Source organism: Clostridium lamae (assembly GCF_033043255.1).
Lineage (GTDB): Bacteria > Bacillota > Clostridia > Clostridiales > Clostridiaceae > Clostridium > Clostridium lamae.
Genome location: NZ_JASCQJ010000042.1, coordinates 14320 through 31537 on the forward strand (window position 1 = coordinate 14320; position 17218 = coordinate 31537).

Sequence of the window (17218 nt, forward strand, 5' to 3'; positions counted from 1 at the left end):
GTAAAATGTAGAATTATTGTTGTAATTCATTCTGAATTACATTGTTTCTATTTTAATGAAAAAATGTAGAAATGAAAAAATGAAAAAATTGTTGTTGTAATTCCTTCTGAATTACTTTAATAAAAATTGATGAAGAAATTCAGCATGGCTGAATTTCACCATTAATTCTTTCATTCTTTAATTATTTCATTCTTTCATTTTTCCTATATATCTTTTCCTACTGCTGCTGCAATTGCTCTTAGCTCTTGAACTAATGATTCATAGTGGTCTGGTCGAATTGATTGTGGACCATCACAAAGTGCTTTTTCTGGATTATTATGAACTTCTATTATTAATCCATCTGCTCCTACCGCTATTGCTGCCTTTGCTAATGGAGATATCATAAATCTCTTTCCTGTTGCATGACTTGGATCTACTATTATAGGTAAATGGCTCAACTTTTTAACTGCTGGTATTGCACTTAAATCTAGGGTATTTCTTGTGTAAGTTTCAAAAGTTCTTATTCCTCTTTCACAAAGAATAACATTTTCATTTCCACCTGCCAATATATATTCTGCAGACATAAGCCACTCTTCTATTGTAGCTGATAAGCCTCTTTTTAATAGTATTGGCTTCCTTGTTTTACCTAATTCATTTAGCAAATCAAAATTTTGCATATTTCTTGCACCAACTTGAATAACATCTACATCTCTCTCAAATATTTCAACATCATATGGTGACATTATTTCTGTCACTATAGGTAATCCAGTTTTTTCTCTAGCAATTTTTAATAATTCAAGTCCATCATGTTTTAAGCCTTGGAAACTATAAGGTGAAGTCCTTGGTTTAAAAGCACCACCTCTTAAGAAATTCGCCCCTAATCTCTTAACTTCTTCAGCAACATATGTCAATTGTTCTTCACTTTCAACTGAACACGGACCAGCTATCATAGCTATCTTATTACCACCAATCTCACTATTTCCAACTTTAATTATACTGTCATCTGGATGGAATAATCTATTAGCCTTCTTAAAAGGTTCCTGAACGTGCATAACCTTTTCTACTATGTCATTAGCTTCAATTTTTAATGGATCAATTTTACTTGTATCGCCTACAAGACCTAATATAATTAGTTCTGATCCAATTACTGGATTGACCTTTACTCCTTCTTTTTCTAACTCCTCTGTTAGTCTATTTATTTCTTCTTGTCTAGTTTTTGGTTTTAAAATTATTACCATAAATAAAGCCCCCTTTTATTATTAAATATTTTTTATTCTAAGTTTTCATATTAAAAAAAGAGAACCCCTAGGAGTTCTCTTGTAATAACCATATATTTTTATAACAAAATATATAAATTTATATTAAAAACTCACTTTGAAAAGAATTATTTTTTTTGCAAAACAAATAGCCAGCGCTAAAGAAAAAGCCCCAGAACATAAAGTAAAAAAAGCTATTAAATTTTGCTATTTTGCTTATAATTCCTTTCATAAAGTCCTCCATAAATTCAAATTTCTTTTCCCTAATTATACCAAAGTTCAATACTTTGTCAATATTATTGTGAATATTTTTACATTTTAATAATATTTATAATTAAGAGTTAATAGTTCACTAAAATTGTTAATAATATTTGGATACAAACCTAGTATAATTTATAATATTGGCGCTATAAGTCTAATTAATGCTTCTTTGATTCTTATACTCCTGCCCCTACTGTTGTATTCCTCAATAGTTACTAGCCTACTATCCTTGATATCATTAATGAATATTTTCTCTTGCTCATTAGTAAAATCACTATCAAAAATTATTGCATTTACTTCAAAGTTAAGTTGAAAACTTCTAATATCTAGGTTGGCAGTTCCAATACTAGCTACCTTTCCATCAGCAACTATAGTTTTAGAATGAATAAACCCCTTCTCATACCTATAAATCTTAACACCACATTCCAATAATTCTCCAATATTAGCACTTAATATCCATTCCATAAAGAAATGGTCTGGCTTTCCTGGAACCATTATCCTCACATCTATTCCAGATAATGCTGCAATTTTTAAAGCTTCTTTAATAGGTTCATCTGGTACTAAATATGGAGTCTGAATATAAACATTCTCCTTTGCATTATTAATTATTTTCATATATGCATTTTTTATAAATTCTTCTATATGATCAGGTCCAGAAGAAATAATTTGCATTCCTATGTCTCCATACTCATCTTGATTTAAAAAATACTTATCATAACTTTTTAGTTCTCCTTCAGAAGCATAGTCCCAATCCAAAAGAAATCTCTTATTTAATTCATTAACTGCTTCTCCTTGAATTCTAATATGAGTATCTCTCCAATAATTAAACTGTTTTCCTCCATTAACATACTCATCTCCAACATTAAATCCACCAACATATCCAACTTTTCCATCTATAACAACTATTTTTCTATGATTTCTAAAATTTATACGAGTATTTATATATGGTAAAATCCCTGGGAAGAATATAAAAAATTTAATTCCAAGGCTTTTTATGTATTTTATGTCTTTTCCTCTTAAACTTTTAGATCCTGCTCCATCAACTAAAAGTCTAACCTCTACTCCCTCTTCAACCTTTTTCTTAAGCTCGTGGATTATAGCTTTGCCTATATTATCCATTCTAAATATGTAATATTCGATATGTATAAACTTCTTAGCTAACCTAATATCATTTATTAATGATTTAAATTTTTCATCACCATTTATAAAAGTATCAACCTTATTTCCAGAGGTGTATAATGCTCCTGAATTGTTATAATTCATTCTAATAAGGTCTATGAATTCATCTGATATACCTCTATTTCTTTTTTCTTCATTAAAACTTTCCAATAATTCCTTAACCTTTTTATTATCTGTTACTTTCTTTTCTCTAAATATCTTTTGTCTACTCAAATTTTGACCAAGGAACAAGTAAATTATAAATCCAAAACCAGGAAGCAATAAAAGAATTAATAACCATGCCCAAGTAGTATTCGGTTCTTTACGTTCAATAAATATTAATGATATTGCTGATATAATATTAATTAGATAAATGATTATTAATATAATTGAAGCACTCATTAAACTCACCTCACTTCTTTTTTAAATTTATTAATATCATATAATTATAATCTATTTTATCAATAATTAAAATTATATACATATTTTATATTTAGTTAAGAATTTTTTTCTTAATGTAATAACTTTGATCTGCATAAAAATTACTAATTGAAATCTTATTATATTTATAACTTTACTAGGTCTATAATATAAAAAGAGAAACTGAAATAGAGTTTAATGAACTCTATTTCAGTTTCTCTTACTGGTTTCATATATTTAAGTAGTTAATATATTTAATGGAGGTTATTTGTTATCTCCAAAATATCTATCTAATAATCCCTTGAATGCTTGTCCATGTCTAGCTTCATCTTTACACATTTCGTGAACTGTGTCATGGATTGCATCTAAGTTTAATTCTTTAGCTAATGTAGCTAAATCTTTCTTTCCTTGGCAAGCACCGTGCTCTGCATCTACTCTAGCTTGTAAGTTAGATTTTGTGTCAGCTATTACAACTTCTCCAATTAATTCAGCAAATTTTGCAGCGTGTTCTGCTTCTTCAAATGCTATTCTCTTATAAGCTTCTGCAACTTCTGGGAATCCTTCTCTATCAGCTTGTCTTGACATTGCTAAGTACATTCCAACTTCTGTACATTCTCCTATAAAGTTAGCTTGTAATCCTTCCATAACTCTTGGATCTACATCCTTAGCAACTCCAACTCTGTGCTCATCAGCCCATTTTAAATCTCCAGTTTGTTCTACGAACTTATCTGCTCCAACCTTACATACTGGACAAACTTCTGGTGCCATGTCTCCTTCATATACGTATCCACATACTGTACAAACAAATTTCTTCATAATTAAAAGCCTCCTAATTTCTAGTCATAATTATATATTTATTTCGGTGCTTTTATTATATATTGACAATTATTATTTGTAAATAGTATTTATTAAATTTTGTATTGTTTTTGTCTATTAAATATAAAAGATTAGAAATATAACATAACTCTCTCCATTTATCTATGAAATCAAATTATTAAATGTTTCAATTTATTGGTATATCATCTTTAATCTTTACTCTATCAACAAGTTTATATGGTAAATTTAGAATTTTATCTATATACCTATCTTGAATTTTTTTAGTAATAAAAATAACTAATTCCGCGATAATTATAGCTGAAACCCCATCTAGTACGAAATGTTGCTTTATAAATACTGTAGATAAAATTATTAAAATCCCAACTATATTTGTATAAACGAACCATGGTTTATTATCTTTCCACTTAGTAGCTCTCATAATAATGTATGTGTTTAATACATGAATTGAAGGAAAGCAATTAAGTGGTCTATCAAGCTCATATATTAAATTTACTATTCTGTTTGGTATTGTATTATTGGCAATAACAGGCCTTGCTATTTCTACTGGATATAAATAGTAAAATAGATAGCAAATACACATGCCAATATAGATACTTATCAGAGTTCTTAAATATCTATTCCTATCTTTAGATAAAATAAATATTAAACCTATAAAAATAAAAATATACCAATATATATAAGGAAAAATAAATACTGATAATAAGGGTATATTTCTATCAATAGTTAAAGATATATCCTTACCACTCCCAGCCAGAGCCCCTGCTATGAGATAATTTATATTAATTATAGGTAAAATAATAAGCCAAACTAAATCCATCCATTTTATTTCATTTAAATCATATTTATATATAAAATTCTTTATAAAGTTACTCAAAATAATACCCCCTAAAAAAATTTAACTAATTATTCCTATAAATATATTTTACAATATAAAGATTATATTGTACCAAATAGCCATTATTTTTAAGGATATTATAAGATAAACTTTTGATTTTTAAGAATTTCTTTATATTTTATTTTTATCTTTTTTAATTACTCTTAAATAAATAAAAACTCACAGATAATTAAGATTAACTGCAAGTTTCTAGACACTTTTTATTATTTTTATTTCTGAAATTTTCGGCCATATGTTTTTTTTACTTTTGACTTTTAATTTTATGTGATTTACTCTAGAATTACAAAGTGTAATTTCTATTTTTTCACTATTCTCATATATTTCTTCTCTTGATAGTATTACTTTTTCACTATCATTTGATAAATCTATAATTTCATAACTAATGACATCATGATTAACTAATGGATATATTAATTTTTCAATTGAAATACAGCTTTCAAATCTATATATGAACTCCCTTAAGAAAGAGTGACCCTCATTTTTTAAACATATTGTATTTTTATCCTCTATATTAGAAATATTAAGATTTTCCTTATATTTATTAGCTATCTCTTCTAGATAATCAATTCTATAATTTAAGAATTTATAGTCATTGCTATAGCCAAAAAAATCATTATATACTACTGTAGTTGAAAGAATATCATCTATTTCAATTTGATTCATATACTCCTCCTTTTTTTTACATTTTAACTCAAATTAATACCAATTATTCTATTTTACTGTATATATATATTTTCTTACTAATTGTAATTTTTTAAAAGTCCCTTATTTAAAGATTATGGTCATAAAAGTTCAGGACTAAAGTCCTCTTTATTCATATTAACTTTATATAAACTTTTATTATTTTTGTATTAAAATCCAAAAATATCCTGAGGTTAGTTTTTGTAATTGTTATCAAACATACATTATGATAAATTCAAATTATATTAGCTTAATGAGGTGGATCTATGAAAAAAAAGAAAACTCTATACTTACCAATTCTCTTTATACTTTTACTAATTCTTTCTACAATACTATTTATAAAGATTACTAAAAATGATAATGATTCTGGAAACAAACCATTTTCTTGGGATAACTTAAGCTTATACTTTGTTATGACAGATAGATTTTATGATGGTGATGAATCAAACAATAATTCATATGGAAGACTTTCAATAGATGCTAAAGGCTCAACTGTCGGTACCTTTCATGGTGGGGATATTAAAGGACTAACTAAAAAATTAAAGGATAATTACTTTACTGATTTAGGTATTAATGCTATATGGATAACTTCGCCTATAGAACAAGTTCATGGATTTATATCAGGTGATAACTCTGGTTCCTTTGCTCATTACGGATATCATGGTTACTATGCTTTAGATTGGACATCTATAGATAAGAATATGGGAACTATTGATGATATGAGAGAGTTTGTTGACACCGCACATTCTAAAGGTATTAGAATAGTTCTAGATGTTGTTATGAATCATACTGGGTATTCTAATTTAAAGGATATGGCAGACTATGATTTTAAACCATTAAAAGACTCATCTATAGATATAGCTACTTGGCAACCAAATGAATCTGAAAACTATGATACTTATAATAAAACAATTGTAGATTATCATGGACATGAAGAAGAATGGGCAAAATGGTGGGGAAATGAGTGGATAAGAGCTGGGTTACCTGGCTATACTTCTGGTGGAAGTAATGATATTAATATTAACCTTTCTGGATTACCTGATATTAAAACTGAATTAACAAAAGCAGTAGATATCCCCCCTATTCTTAAAATAAAATGGGCAAAAGATATATCTAAAAATAATGAAGCATGGATAGTGCCTTCAGCTATAAAATATAGAACTAATTTAGATGTAGATCCCTCAACTTATATTATTAAATGGCTTTCAGCTTGGGTAGAAGAATTCGGAATAGATGGTTTTAGATGCGATACTGCTAAACATATTGATATATATAGATGGCAGCAATTAAAAGATGAATCTAATAAAGCTTTAAATACTTGGAGAAAAAATAATCCAGATAGTCCTGGCTCAAATTGGTCAGATGACTTTTGGATGACAGGAGAAGTTTTTGGACAAGGTCTAGAAAAAAATCAATATTACGATAATGGTTTTGATTCAATAATTAATTTTGATTTTCCTAAAGGTGATAGCTTAGAATATCTTGAAGAAATCTACTCTGAATATGATGATAAAATTAATAGTGATGATAATTTTAATGTTCTAAGTTATATTTCTTCCCATGATACTGGCTTAACAAGAGGTAATATGATTAACTTAGGAACAAAATTACTATTATCTCCAGGAGGAGTTGAAATTTACTATGGTGATGAATCAAATAGAAAAGCATCAACTAATACTGTTACAACGGCTAAAGATCAGCCCTCTAGATCAGATATGAATTGGGACAGTATAGATAAAGAAACATTATCTCATTGGCAAAAGTTAGGTCAATTTAGAGCTAATCATATTTCTATTGGAGCTGGTGAACATAAAATGCTTCAATACTCCCCTTATGCTTTTAGTAGATCTTATAATAAAAATAGTATAAATGATAAAGTAGTAATAGCAACTGAAGTGCAGAACCAATCTGAAATAGATGTTTCTTCTGTTTGGAATGATGAAATTCAGATAAAAGATTTTTATACCGGTAAAAAATATACTGTGCAAGATGGAAAAGTTAATGTTAATCCAAATAAAAATGGCATTGTTTTACTAGAAGAAATAAAATGATGCTTTCGCACAATGAAAAATGAATAATGTAAAATGTAAAATTAAAGAAGAAACTCCTTTCGGAGTTTCTAAAATAGATATATGTTAATTGGGAGCTGTTATAACAGCTCCATTTATTTTCTAATATATCAATATGTAAGCTTTCACAGATTAAAATTTTACTATTTCTTTTATAGCTTCAACTACACCATTATCATTATTACTCTTTGCTATAAACCTAGAAACTTTCTTTAAATCATCATGTGCATTTTCCATAGCAAAGCTATAATAAGCCTTCTCCATCATTTCCAAATCATTTAAATAATCTCCAAATACCATAGTTTCTTTAGGGGTAATATCTAGTATCTCTTGAACTTTTTCAATTGCTACTCCCTTATTTACTCCCTTTGTAGTAATATCTAACCATATTTCTCCTGATACAGTAACTTGAAGCTTGTCCCAATAGTCTTTATAATACTTATTACTATTAAACTCTGAACCTGAAAAATCGCAAATAGTAACTTTAAGAACCTCATCATTAACTTTAGTTAAATCATCAACTATTTCATATCTTTCATAATACTTTTTAGTTTGTTCAACTAATCTCTCGTCGTTATTTTCAATATAAGCTGATTTCTTGCCACAAAGTATTGTATAAGCATTTTCTATAGTTCTTCCAATTTTTACAAGTTCATTTGCAACTTCTCTATTTAATGAATTTACTAATATTTCTTCTCCCTTATATGCAACAAAAGTTCCATTTTCAGCAATGAACATTATATCGTCACTTATTCTCTCGAATCTTTTTAATAAATTGTAGTATTGCCTTCCACTTGCAGCTGCAAAGATAATATCCCTTTCCTTAAGCTTATTGAATATATCAAAAAACTCTTCATTAATTTCATTATTTTCATTTAATAAAGTTCCATCCATATCTGATGCTATTAATTTTATCATTCTACAAATCCTTCCCTTATCTTAATAAAATAATCTAACATTTGTTTCTGTCTCATCTAAGTTAAAATTACTAATAAAGCTCTATTCAATATTTATACTATCTACACCTATAAAAGCCTTATCTATTTCAAAATTTTTAATTTCTTCAATTAAAAATCCTCCAATAGCCCAACCAAGTTTTTTTTATTATGACATCCACCAATTTGTATTATATCATTAAAATTAGAATCAAGAAAAAAAGTTTAGCAAACATTATACTAAATGATTGCTAAACTCTTTGTAATTAATTTAAGTTATTAATATTACGAAAATCTATAATTTCTTCATCTCTTTCGTTTTTCTTTTTTATTAGCATTAAGCTTATAGTAACTCCTATAATTCCCATTATCAAAAATACTACATATACTAATATTCCACTTATATTATCACTTGGCACATACATAAACATTGTAGCGATTAAATTATTAACCATATGCATTATTATCGCTGGCCATAATGATTTAGTTTTATAAGTAACATATCCAAAAACTATACCTAAAAGCGTTGCATAACTTCCTTGAATTATATTTCCATGGAAAACTCCAAACATAATGGCTTGTATTATTATGGTCCATCTAATAGATACTTTTTTCTTTAAAGTATTATAAATAATTCCTCTAAATAAAAATTCTTCAGCAAAAGGTGCAACTATTCCAATTGTAATTATAGAGATTATCATACTACCTCCATTAAGTGGTGATAGCACATCTTCCATGTACTGAAATTGACTTGAAAATAATCCTGCTTCATCAATTAAACTTAATGCTCCTGAATTAAATAACCAACAAGCTGCCCCTAGAATTACTGCGAAAATAATATTAAATTTATTAGTTCTATTAATTAAAATCTCTTCTTTATAATTTCTCTTTTTAATCTTATAAATTAAGATTAAAACAAGTACTGTTAATATTGATGAAATTAACAAAAATATATTTGTTAAACTTAAGGTAAATTCTATAACATTAGATAAGTCAGCATCGAGATTAATTGCTCCATTATTAATTTGTGACATTTGAGTTATTGCAAAATATATTCCTACAGACAGTCCTCCTACCGTAGATACAATTACCTGTACTAATAGTGTTATAAGTAAATATCCTATAGAAGCAAAAAATGCTTTTACCTTTTCTTTCATATAATTCTCCCCTTTCCAGTTAAATTTATCCATTAAAATTATTATACAACATTTTTACTTTTTATACCATTAATTCAAATTAATATAAATTCATCTTTATAAGTTTCAGTAATTTTCAATTTATTACAAAGACAAGCCTCATCTATAATTTATAATTGGATCTTTATGTAATATCTACTAAAAATCTGCTTATAAATATATATTTTTTCATAATTACTCATAAAAGCTATCTTTTCCCTTACTAATACTTTATTTTTTCTCATCATTAGTTTAAAATTATATACATATTATTATTTATAAAATATTTGATTTAAAAGTAAAAAAATAGTATATAACTATATATAATACTAAAAGATAATTTGTATAGGAGAGGTTTGCATATGTCAAATGAAAATATGTCATCTAACTTTATAAGAAATATAATTATTGAAGACTTAGAAAATAAAAAACATGATGAAATAATAACTCGTTTCCCACCTGAACCAAATGGATATTTACACATAGGCCATGCTAAATCAATAGTTTTAAATTCAGGTCTTGCAGAGGAGTTTAAAGGTAAATTTAATTTAAGATTCGATGATACTAACCCTACTAAAGAAGACACTGAATACGTTGAGTCAATTAAAGAAGATGTTAAATGGCTAGGTGGAAATTGGGATAATATCTATTTTGCTTCTGATTATTTTGATATTATGTACGATAAAGCAAAGCTACTAATTAAAAAAGGCTTAGCTTACGTTTGCGATTTAACTCCAGAAGAAATAAGAGAATATAGAGGAACTTTAACTGAACCTGGAAAAGAAAGTCCTTATAGAAATAGATCTGTGGAAGAAAATCTTGACTTATTAGAAAGAATGAAAAATGGTGAATTTGAAGATGGTTCAAAGGTTCTAAGAGCCAAAATAGATATGTCTTCTCCTAATATTAATATGAGAGACCCTATTATATATAGAATTGCTCATGCAACACACCACAATACTGGTGATAAATGGTGCATATACCCTATGTATGATTTTGCTCATCCTCTTGAAGATGCAATTGAAGGTATAACACATTCAATTTGTACTTTAGAGTTTGAAGATCATAGACCTCTTTACGATTGGTTTGTTAAAGAATGTGAAATGGAGCATACTCCAAGACAAATTGAATTTGCAAGACTTAACATGACTAACACTGTTATGAGTAAGAGAAAGCTTAAACAATTAGTTGATGAAAAAGTAGTTGATGGATGGGATGATCCAAGAATGCCTACTGTTTCTGGATTAAGAAGAAGAGGATATACCCCTGAAGCAATTAGAAACTTCTGCACAGCAATTGGAGTTTCAAAAGCTAATTCAGTTGTAGATTCTCAAATGCTTGAATACTTTATAAGAGAAGATTTACAACTTAAAGCTAATGCTGCTATGGCTGTTATGAGACCATTAAAGGTTGTTATTACTAACTATCCAGAAGGACAAACAGAAATGCTACCAGTTCCAAATAACGCTAAAAATGAAGAAGCTGGTACTAGAGAAGTTCCATTCTCAAGAGAAATTTATATAGAACAAGAAGATTTTATGGAAGTACCTGTTAAAAAGTATTTTAGATTATTCCCAGGAAACGAAGTAAGATTAATCGGTGCTTACTTTATTAAGTGTAATGATGTAATAAAAGATGAAAATGGAAATGTAGTTGAATTACATTGTACTTATGACCCAGAAACTAAGAGTGGTTCTGGATTTACTGGAAGAAAAGTTAAAGGAACTATCCACTGGGTAGATGCAAAAACTGCAAAGCCAGCTGAATTTAGACTTTATGAACCATTAATATTAGATGATGCTCCTGAAAATGAAGGAAAGCATTTCTTAGAACAAATTAATCCTAATTCATTAGAAGTATTAGAAGGATTTATTGAAGAAACTACTGCTAAAGTAGCAAAACCACAAGATAAGTTCCAATTAGTAAGAAACGGATTCTTTAATGTAGATCCTAAGTACACTACTGATGATAAATTAGTATTTAATAGAATAGTATCATTAAAGAGCTCATTTAAGATTAATAATTAAAGAATGAAAAAATGAAATAATGAAAAAATTGTGGTTATAATTCAGTGAACTGAATTATAGAATTATTGAATTATTGGATTTTTTTGAGAGTTGCAGTTGCAACTCTTTTTTTATGCTATATAATCAATTTTTACATTGAATTATCTTGTTTTTGATTATAAAATATTCTACGTATTTTATTTACAAAATCACTATACTTTACATACATAGGAGGAAACTAATGAATAACTTTACAACTATATTAATATTAACAATTGTTGGCGGACTTATTGGATGGGTAACTAATATATTAGCTATAAAGCTTTTGTTTAGACCAATTAAACCGATAAAAATCCCTATCTTAAATATTGAAATATTAGGTTTAATTCCTAAAAGAAAAAATGAGATTGCTGCTAATATCGGTGAAGTAATTTCTAATGAATTACTTTCAATTGATGATATATTAGAACAAGCATTAAACAATTCAGATGGAGAAAACTTTAATTCTTACATAACAGATAAAATTAAAAATATAATAAATGAAAAACTAAACATTATTCCTATGCCTTTTAGAATGATGGCTGCTCCATATATTGATGAAATTTTAAATAAAGAAGTCCCTAGTGCTATTAATGAAATAAGTTCTGATTTATTAGTTAAAGCTAAAGAAAATGTTAATATACAAGAAATTGTTGAAGAAAAGATTAATGAATTAGACTTAGAACAACTAGAAGATATAATAATTAAAGTTGCTAAAAAAGAACTAAAACATATTGAGATTCTAGGTCTTGTATTAGGTTCTGTTATTGGGTTACTTCAAGGCATTTTAGTGATTTTTCTTTAAGAAATAAGGAAATATGTTATATTAGTGGCTCTGTCGCAAGCTCCAGGTCGTCCTAACATAACATATTTCCTTCTACAAACTTAAGATAATAATACCTCATTCTTAGGAATTATGAATTTTTGTTCCGTAGCTTCCTTATTAATTAGAAACTCAAAACTTAATAAAAAATACTGTATTTTATTTCTCTAAATCTATAGTAATTTTTTCATCCTCTAATATCTTATCTCCAGTATTCATCTTGGTAATGAAATAATCTTTATTTTTATCTAATGCTGGCAATATTAAAGTAAAATTGTAGCCATCATCAACTCCATTAAATTTAGTCTCTTGAATTTCTATGTCTATTGTATCCTTATACCAATTTTGCTCTTGACCATTATTAGATTCTTTATATTTATTTACTCTATCTTCATCCCAAATTTCAATTCCTATATGCTCTAAACTATCTATATATTTTTTAATTTTTAAATCTATTACAGTTTTATCTTCTTTAAACTCAATATTCTTAATAATGTATTCTTGTCCATTTCCCATATTTATAACTGTTTCACTATTTTCATTTATTTTCTCTATCATTAATTCTCTATTATAGGTGCTTTCACTTATAACAGGTATAAGCGTTATTGATTTTGTTTCCTCTGGTACACCTTTATATCTCCAAAGATAATTCCCTTGAACTCTTTCATCTTTCACATTTGATCCAGTACCTGATCCTTCTTTCCAATCTATAGGAATTCCTTTATCATCTTGCACTAAAACTTTTAATGTGTACTTTTGAATAAAAATTTCAGAATTATTCTCATCAGGTTTTACAAGTCCTATATCTGTATCCATGTACACTATGGTATTTAAATTAGATGTTATTAATTCAGTAAGCTTGAATATACTATCATCATATTTTATTTCTTTATCTACCTTATATGTTTCTTTTCCCATATCCTTAGAATCTATAGAGAACTTAAATTTAAATTTTTTAGGATAATATCCAACCCACTCTCCATATAAATCATTAACTACAAATTCTATTTTAGCTTTATCAGCCAATTCGTTATCTGTAAATGCATACGAAGCTAATCCAACATAAGTATTATCATCTATAAAATCACCATCATTTTCCTCATTTTTATAATCTATATTCTTAAATCCTCTTTTTATAATAGGGAATATTATTGGTTTATCATCAAATCCCTTCTCTGACTTTAACTCATAAGCTATAGCTAATTCAACACCATCATAATAAATATTTTTAATTGTCATTGTAGTATCTTCATACTTTTGTGTAATATTAACATCTTTCGCTCCCTCAACATATTTATCTCCAATTCCAATTACTTCATTAATACTTTTAAATGTAGGCCCTATAATAGGTAAACTTTCTGCATAAGCTGGCATAAATATATTAAATGTAAGCATACATACTATGATTCCAGCTACTAATCCAGATATTTTTCTAAGTTTACTTTTTCTTTTTACACCTCTTTCTGGTAGCTCGTCCAGAGTTTTTAATATATTATTTTTTAATTTATCGGGTACTTCTATGTTAATATTTCTTGCCTCTTGTTTAAGACTATCATTAAATTTATCTTTCTCATAATTATTCATGATTACATCCCTCACTCATAATATTATAAATTTTCTCTCTTCCTCTATTTAATCTAGACTTTACAGTTCCTTTAGGTACTTTTAAAGCATTACTTATTTCCTCTATAGACATGTCGTCAAAATAAAATAACCACATAGTGATTCTTAAATCAGAACTCAATGAATCCATAGCCCTAATTAAATCTAAATTTTTATATTTATCTTCATAAACTTCATTATTTATTTGTGAATCCTCAATATAAGTAATCTTCTTATTTTTTCTTATTATGTTATTACATTCGTTAATTAAAATTCTTGTTAACCATGTTTTAAAAAACTCCTCATTTTTTAGATACGGAATTTTCTCATAAGCCTTTAATATAGTGCTTTGGAGAGCATCTTCCATATCATATTCACTATTTAACATTCCTCTACACACAATATATAAAGACTTTAAATTTTCTTCAATTAAAATATTGAATGCTTCTTTGTCCCCATCTATAGCTAATCTAACATTACTTTTCTTAAGCTTTTCATCTTTAAGTTTATTTAATATCCCTATAGGAATAATATTAGACATATTCATTATATTTCCCCTTCCACTTACCATAGCTATGTTAACTTGTCTTCACTTAATTAGACGTACACCTTAATTCAAAGGTTCCATTAAAATCCATAATAAATTTTCACAAAAAAAGAGTTGCCTAGCAACTCTTTTTTACTATTCTAACCTAAACAATAATTCTTCTTCTAAAGTCTTTCCTGTATCCTTAAATCCAAGGCTTTGATAAAGGCTTCTTGCTATATTATTCTTTGGATCAAAGGAAATATATATATCCTTGCAATCTTCAATCTTCTTCATCTCTTCAATTACTTTTTTTAAAGCAATTTTTCCATACCCTTTACCTTGGTATTTATGATCTATCATAAACCTACATACTTCGTAAAAATTATAATCATAACAATATCCATACATAGTAAATCCAATCATTAAATCATCATTATATATTGCTTTTACTGTCCACCCTTTTTGAACTTTAGACTGTGCTATAGAAAATGCATTTGAAGCAACAAATTCTTCAAAAACATAATTTTTACCTTCTTTATTAGTTGTTAAGAGTGTGCATTGATAAAAATTATTTTTATCAATATCTTTTAAATATATACTCATATTACTTTTTACCCTTCATAATACTTTTAATCCTATGCCTTTCTTGACTCTTAGCTTTTGATAAATTATAAGCCTCTTCTTTTTTAAGCTTTTTATACCTTTCTAATCTATCTAAGTCTAATTCCCCATTTTCTATCGCTTCTCTTACTGCACATTTAGGTTCATTTTTATGAGTACAATCTGAAAACTTACATTGTTTTTCTAACTCTTCAATATTGCTAAAGGACTTATCAACATCTGCAGAAATTAATCCAAGCTCCCTCATTCCAGGAGTATCAATTATTACTCCACCATCTTCTAATAAAAATAGTTCTCTATGAGTAGTAGTATGCCTTCCTTTATCATTTTCACTAATTGAATTAGTTTTTAAAACTTCTTTATTTAATAACTTATTTATAAGTGTAGATTTTCCTACACCTGATGATCCTATAAAGGCTATTGTTGTTCCAGATTTAATATATTCTTTAACTTTTTCATATCCATTTCCATTTAAACTTGAAGTTACTAGTATGTCTATTCCTATAGCAGCTTCTTTAACTTCTCTTAGTCTTTCATCTATATCTTCGCATAAATCTGACTTAGTTAGCACTATAACTGGTGTTGCCATACTATCCCAAGCCACAGCTATATATCTTTCAAGTCTATTAATATTAAAATCATTATTTAAAGCCATGCAGATAAATATATAATCAATATTTGCTGCAACAACTTGTGTATCATATCTAGTACCAGCTATCTTTCTAGAAAAATAACTTTTTCTAGTTAATACTTTATGAATTATAGCATCGCCATTTTTATTATCTGTTCTATCTAATAATACCCAATCTCCCACTACAGGATAATCTAAAGTACTATTTGAAGAATATGATAATTTTCCAGATACTCTTGCAAGTACTTCTCCTTCTTCAGTAACAACTCTATAAATATCTTTATATTGTACTGAAACTCTCCCTAAATAAAAGTTGTCATTATAACTACTTGCTTCCTTAATGTATCCTTCATTTAATCCTAATTCTAGTAAGTTTTTATTATTCATTCTTCCTCCCGAAATTAAACATATTGGGAAGGATTATTTATTTCTATACTGTAGTCACCTTCCCATTAACAACAATATAGTTTTTGTTTCTTCTTACTAAATCCATCATAAAACATCACATCCTTTCAGATAATTAATAGTTATTTTTATAATAACCATTATATTTATTATATATTAATATTTATATTATTTGCACTATTATTTGAATTTAAAAATACTTTATTCGTTAGGTATAACTTCACCATTTTCATCTAATAAATATATTGCAAAAACTATATCAATTTTAAAAGGATCTTCTTCCACACTTTCACCATTATAAACAATCCTTATTTTATCACCCTTCTTCAGCTCTGGTAGCTTATCAGTAGATACTGTATTTTTATTTATAATAACACTATCTGCGTTAATAATATTTTTATCTGAATTAATATTTTCATTGTCTATTGGAACAACATTAATACTATCTTCTGTTATATAATCAACAACTGCATTTATATAATTTTGTGTTTTACCACTTTCTACTTTACAATTGATACATCCTATCATTAATAAGCTTAAACAGAAAATAAAAATAAAAAGAGTTGCTCTTTTAAAAAGATATTTGTATTCTTTTATACTCTTAATTAAGACACTTACCATAAGAATTCCCCTTTCCCTTAAAAATATTATTTAACCCTAATAAACTATGTATCATCTATATATTTATATTATGCTTGGTTATATAAATACACAATTATAATTTACCTATTATACAAAATATACCATTGCAAAGATTTTTAAATATAACTTCAACATTTCTAGGTACTTACTTCAAAATTTAATATATAATTAAATTATACATTATTTTACAATTATTATATAATCCTTATTTAAAAAAGTTTACTATACGTTAGATGTGAAACTAAGGAGGTAAT

General features: G+C 27.0%; 15 protein-coding genes. 3 read left to right on the forward strand and 12 right to left on the reverse strand.

Features of this window, described 5'->3' with window-relative positions; all coding sequences use genetic code 11:
* Positions 1 to 203 precede the first annotated feature (203 nt).
* From aroF to QK892_RS15315, 5 genes are all read right to left on the reverse strand, one after another.
* Positions 204 to 1217, reverse strand: a complete 1014-nt coding sequence (gene aroF, locus QK892_RS15295; protein WP_317274419.1) for a 3-deoxy-7-phosphoheptulonate synthase — start codon at positions 1215 to 1217, stop codon at positions 204 to 206.
* A 411-nt stretch (positions 1218 to 1628) separates the two neighbouring features.
* Positions 1629 to 3056 (reverse strand): cardiolipin synthase, encoded by a 1428-nt coding sequence (gene cls, locus QK892_RS15300; RefSeq protein ID WP_317274420.1) that lies wholly within the window; start codon positions 3054 to 3056, stop codon positions 1629 to 1631.
* Positions 3057 to 3338: 282 nt separating this feature from the next.
* Positions 3339 to 3890 carry an NADH peroxidase gene (locus tag QK892_RS15305; protein WP_317274421.1) on the reverse strand — a complete coding sequence of 184 codons (552 nt, stop codon included), beginning with the start codon at positions 3888 to 3890 and terminating at the stop codon, positions 3339 to 3341.
* Positions 3891 to 4077: 187 nt separating this feature from the next.
* Positions 4078 to 4785, reverse strand: a complete 708-nt coding sequence (locus QK892_RS15310) for a phosphatase PAP2 family protein (protein WP_317274422.1) — start codon at positions 4783 to 4785, stop codon at positions 4078 to 4080.
* Between the two features lie 210 nt (positions 4786 to 4995).
* Complete coding sequence (locus QK892_RS15315; protein WP_317274423.1) at positions 4996 to 5469, reverse strand: hypothetical protein; 474 nt, start codon at positions 5467 to 5469, stop codon at positions 4996 to 4998.
* 284 nt (positions 5470 to 5753) lie between these two features.
* On the opposite strand from QK892_RS15315, the gene QK892_RS15320 reads away from it, so the two are divergent.
* Complete coding sequence (locus tag QK892_RS15320) at positions 5754 to 7538, forward strand: alpha-amylase family glycosyl hydrolase (protein WP_317274424.1); 1785 nt, start codon at positions 5754 to 5756, stop codon at positions 7536 to 7538.
* A gap of 150 nt (positions 7539 to 7688) precedes the next feature.
* On the opposite strand, the gene QK892_RS15325 is transcribed toward QK892_RS15320, so the two are convergent.
* Positions 7689 to 8474 carry a Cof-type HAD-IIB family hydrolase gene (locus QK892_RS15325; protein ID WP_317274425.1) on the reverse strand — a complete coding sequence of 262 codons (786 nt, stop codon included), beginning with the start codon at positions 8472 to 8474 and terminating at the stop codon, positions 7689 to 7691.
* A gap of 283 nt (positions 8475 to 8757) precedes the next feature.
* On the reverse strand, positions 8758 to 9648 hold the full coding sequence (locus QK892_RS15330) for a CPBP family intramembrane glutamic endopeptidase (protein ID WP_317274426.1): 891 nt from the start codon (positions 9646 to 9648) through the stop codon (positions 8758 to 8760).
* Positions 9649 to 10028: 380 nt separating this feature from the next.
* On the opposite strand from QK892_RS15330, the gene QK892_RS15335 reads away from it, so the two are divergent.
* Together QK892_RS15335 and QK892_RS15340 are read left to right on the forward strand one after the other, a co-directional pair.
* Positions 10029 to 11693, forward strand: coding sequence for a glutamine--tRNA ligase/YqeY domain fusion protein (locus QK892_RS15335; protein WP_317274427.1), 1665 nt, complete (start codon positions 10029 to 10031; stop codon positions 11691 to 11693).
* 220 nt (positions 11694 to 11913) lie between these two features.
* Positions 11914 to 12516 (forward strand): DUF445 domain-containing protein, encoded by a 603-nt coding sequence (locus QK892_RS15340; RefSeq protein ID WP_317274428.1) that lies wholly within the window; start codon positions 11914 to 11916, stop codon positions 12514 to 12516.
* 177 nt (positions 12517 to 12693) lie between these two features.
* Here QK892_RS15340 and QK892_RS15345 read toward each other — a convergent pair whose 3' ends face one another.
* The 5 genes from QK892_RS15345 to QK892_RS15365 form a co-directional block, all read right to left on the reverse strand.
* Positions 12694 to 14118 (reverse strand): DUF4179 domain-containing protein, encoded by a 1425-nt coding sequence (locus QK892_RS15345; RefSeq protein ID WP_317274429.1) that lies wholly within the window; start codon positions 14116 to 14118, stop codon positions 12694 to 12696.
* The gene (locus QK892_RS15350) at positions 14111 to 14683 is read right to left on the reverse strand and encodes an RNA polymerase sigma factor (protein ID WP_317274430.1); all 573 of its coding nucleotides are present in this window, start codon (positions 14681 to 14683) and stop codon (positions 14111 to 14113) included. The genes QK892_RS15345 and QK892_RS15350 overlap by 8 nt, the downstream gene beginning before the upstream one ends.
* A gap of 135 nt (positions 14684 to 14818) precedes the next feature.
* Positions 14819 to 15268 carry a GNAT family N-acetyltransferase gene (locus QK892_RS15355; RefSeq protein WP_317274431.1) on the reverse strand — a complete coding sequence of 150 codons (450 nt, stop codon included), beginning with the start codon at positions 15266 to 15268 and terminating at the stop codon, positions 14819 to 14821.
* Between the two features lies 1 nt (position 15269).
* The gene (gene rsgA, locus QK892_RS15360; protein WP_317274432.1) at positions 15270 to 16304 is read right to left on the reverse strand and encodes a ribosome small subunit-dependent GTPase A; all 1035 of its coding nucleotides are present in this window, start codon (positions 16302 to 16304) and stop codon (positions 15270 to 15272) included.
* A 219-nt stretch (positions 16305 to 16523) separates the two neighbouring features.
* Positions 16524 to 16943, reverse strand: coding sequence for a hypothetical protein (locus QK892_RS15365; protein WP_317274433.1), 420 nt, complete (start codon positions 16941 to 16943; stop codon positions 16524 to 16526).
* Between the last annotated feature and the right edge of the window lie 275 nt (positions 16944 to 17218).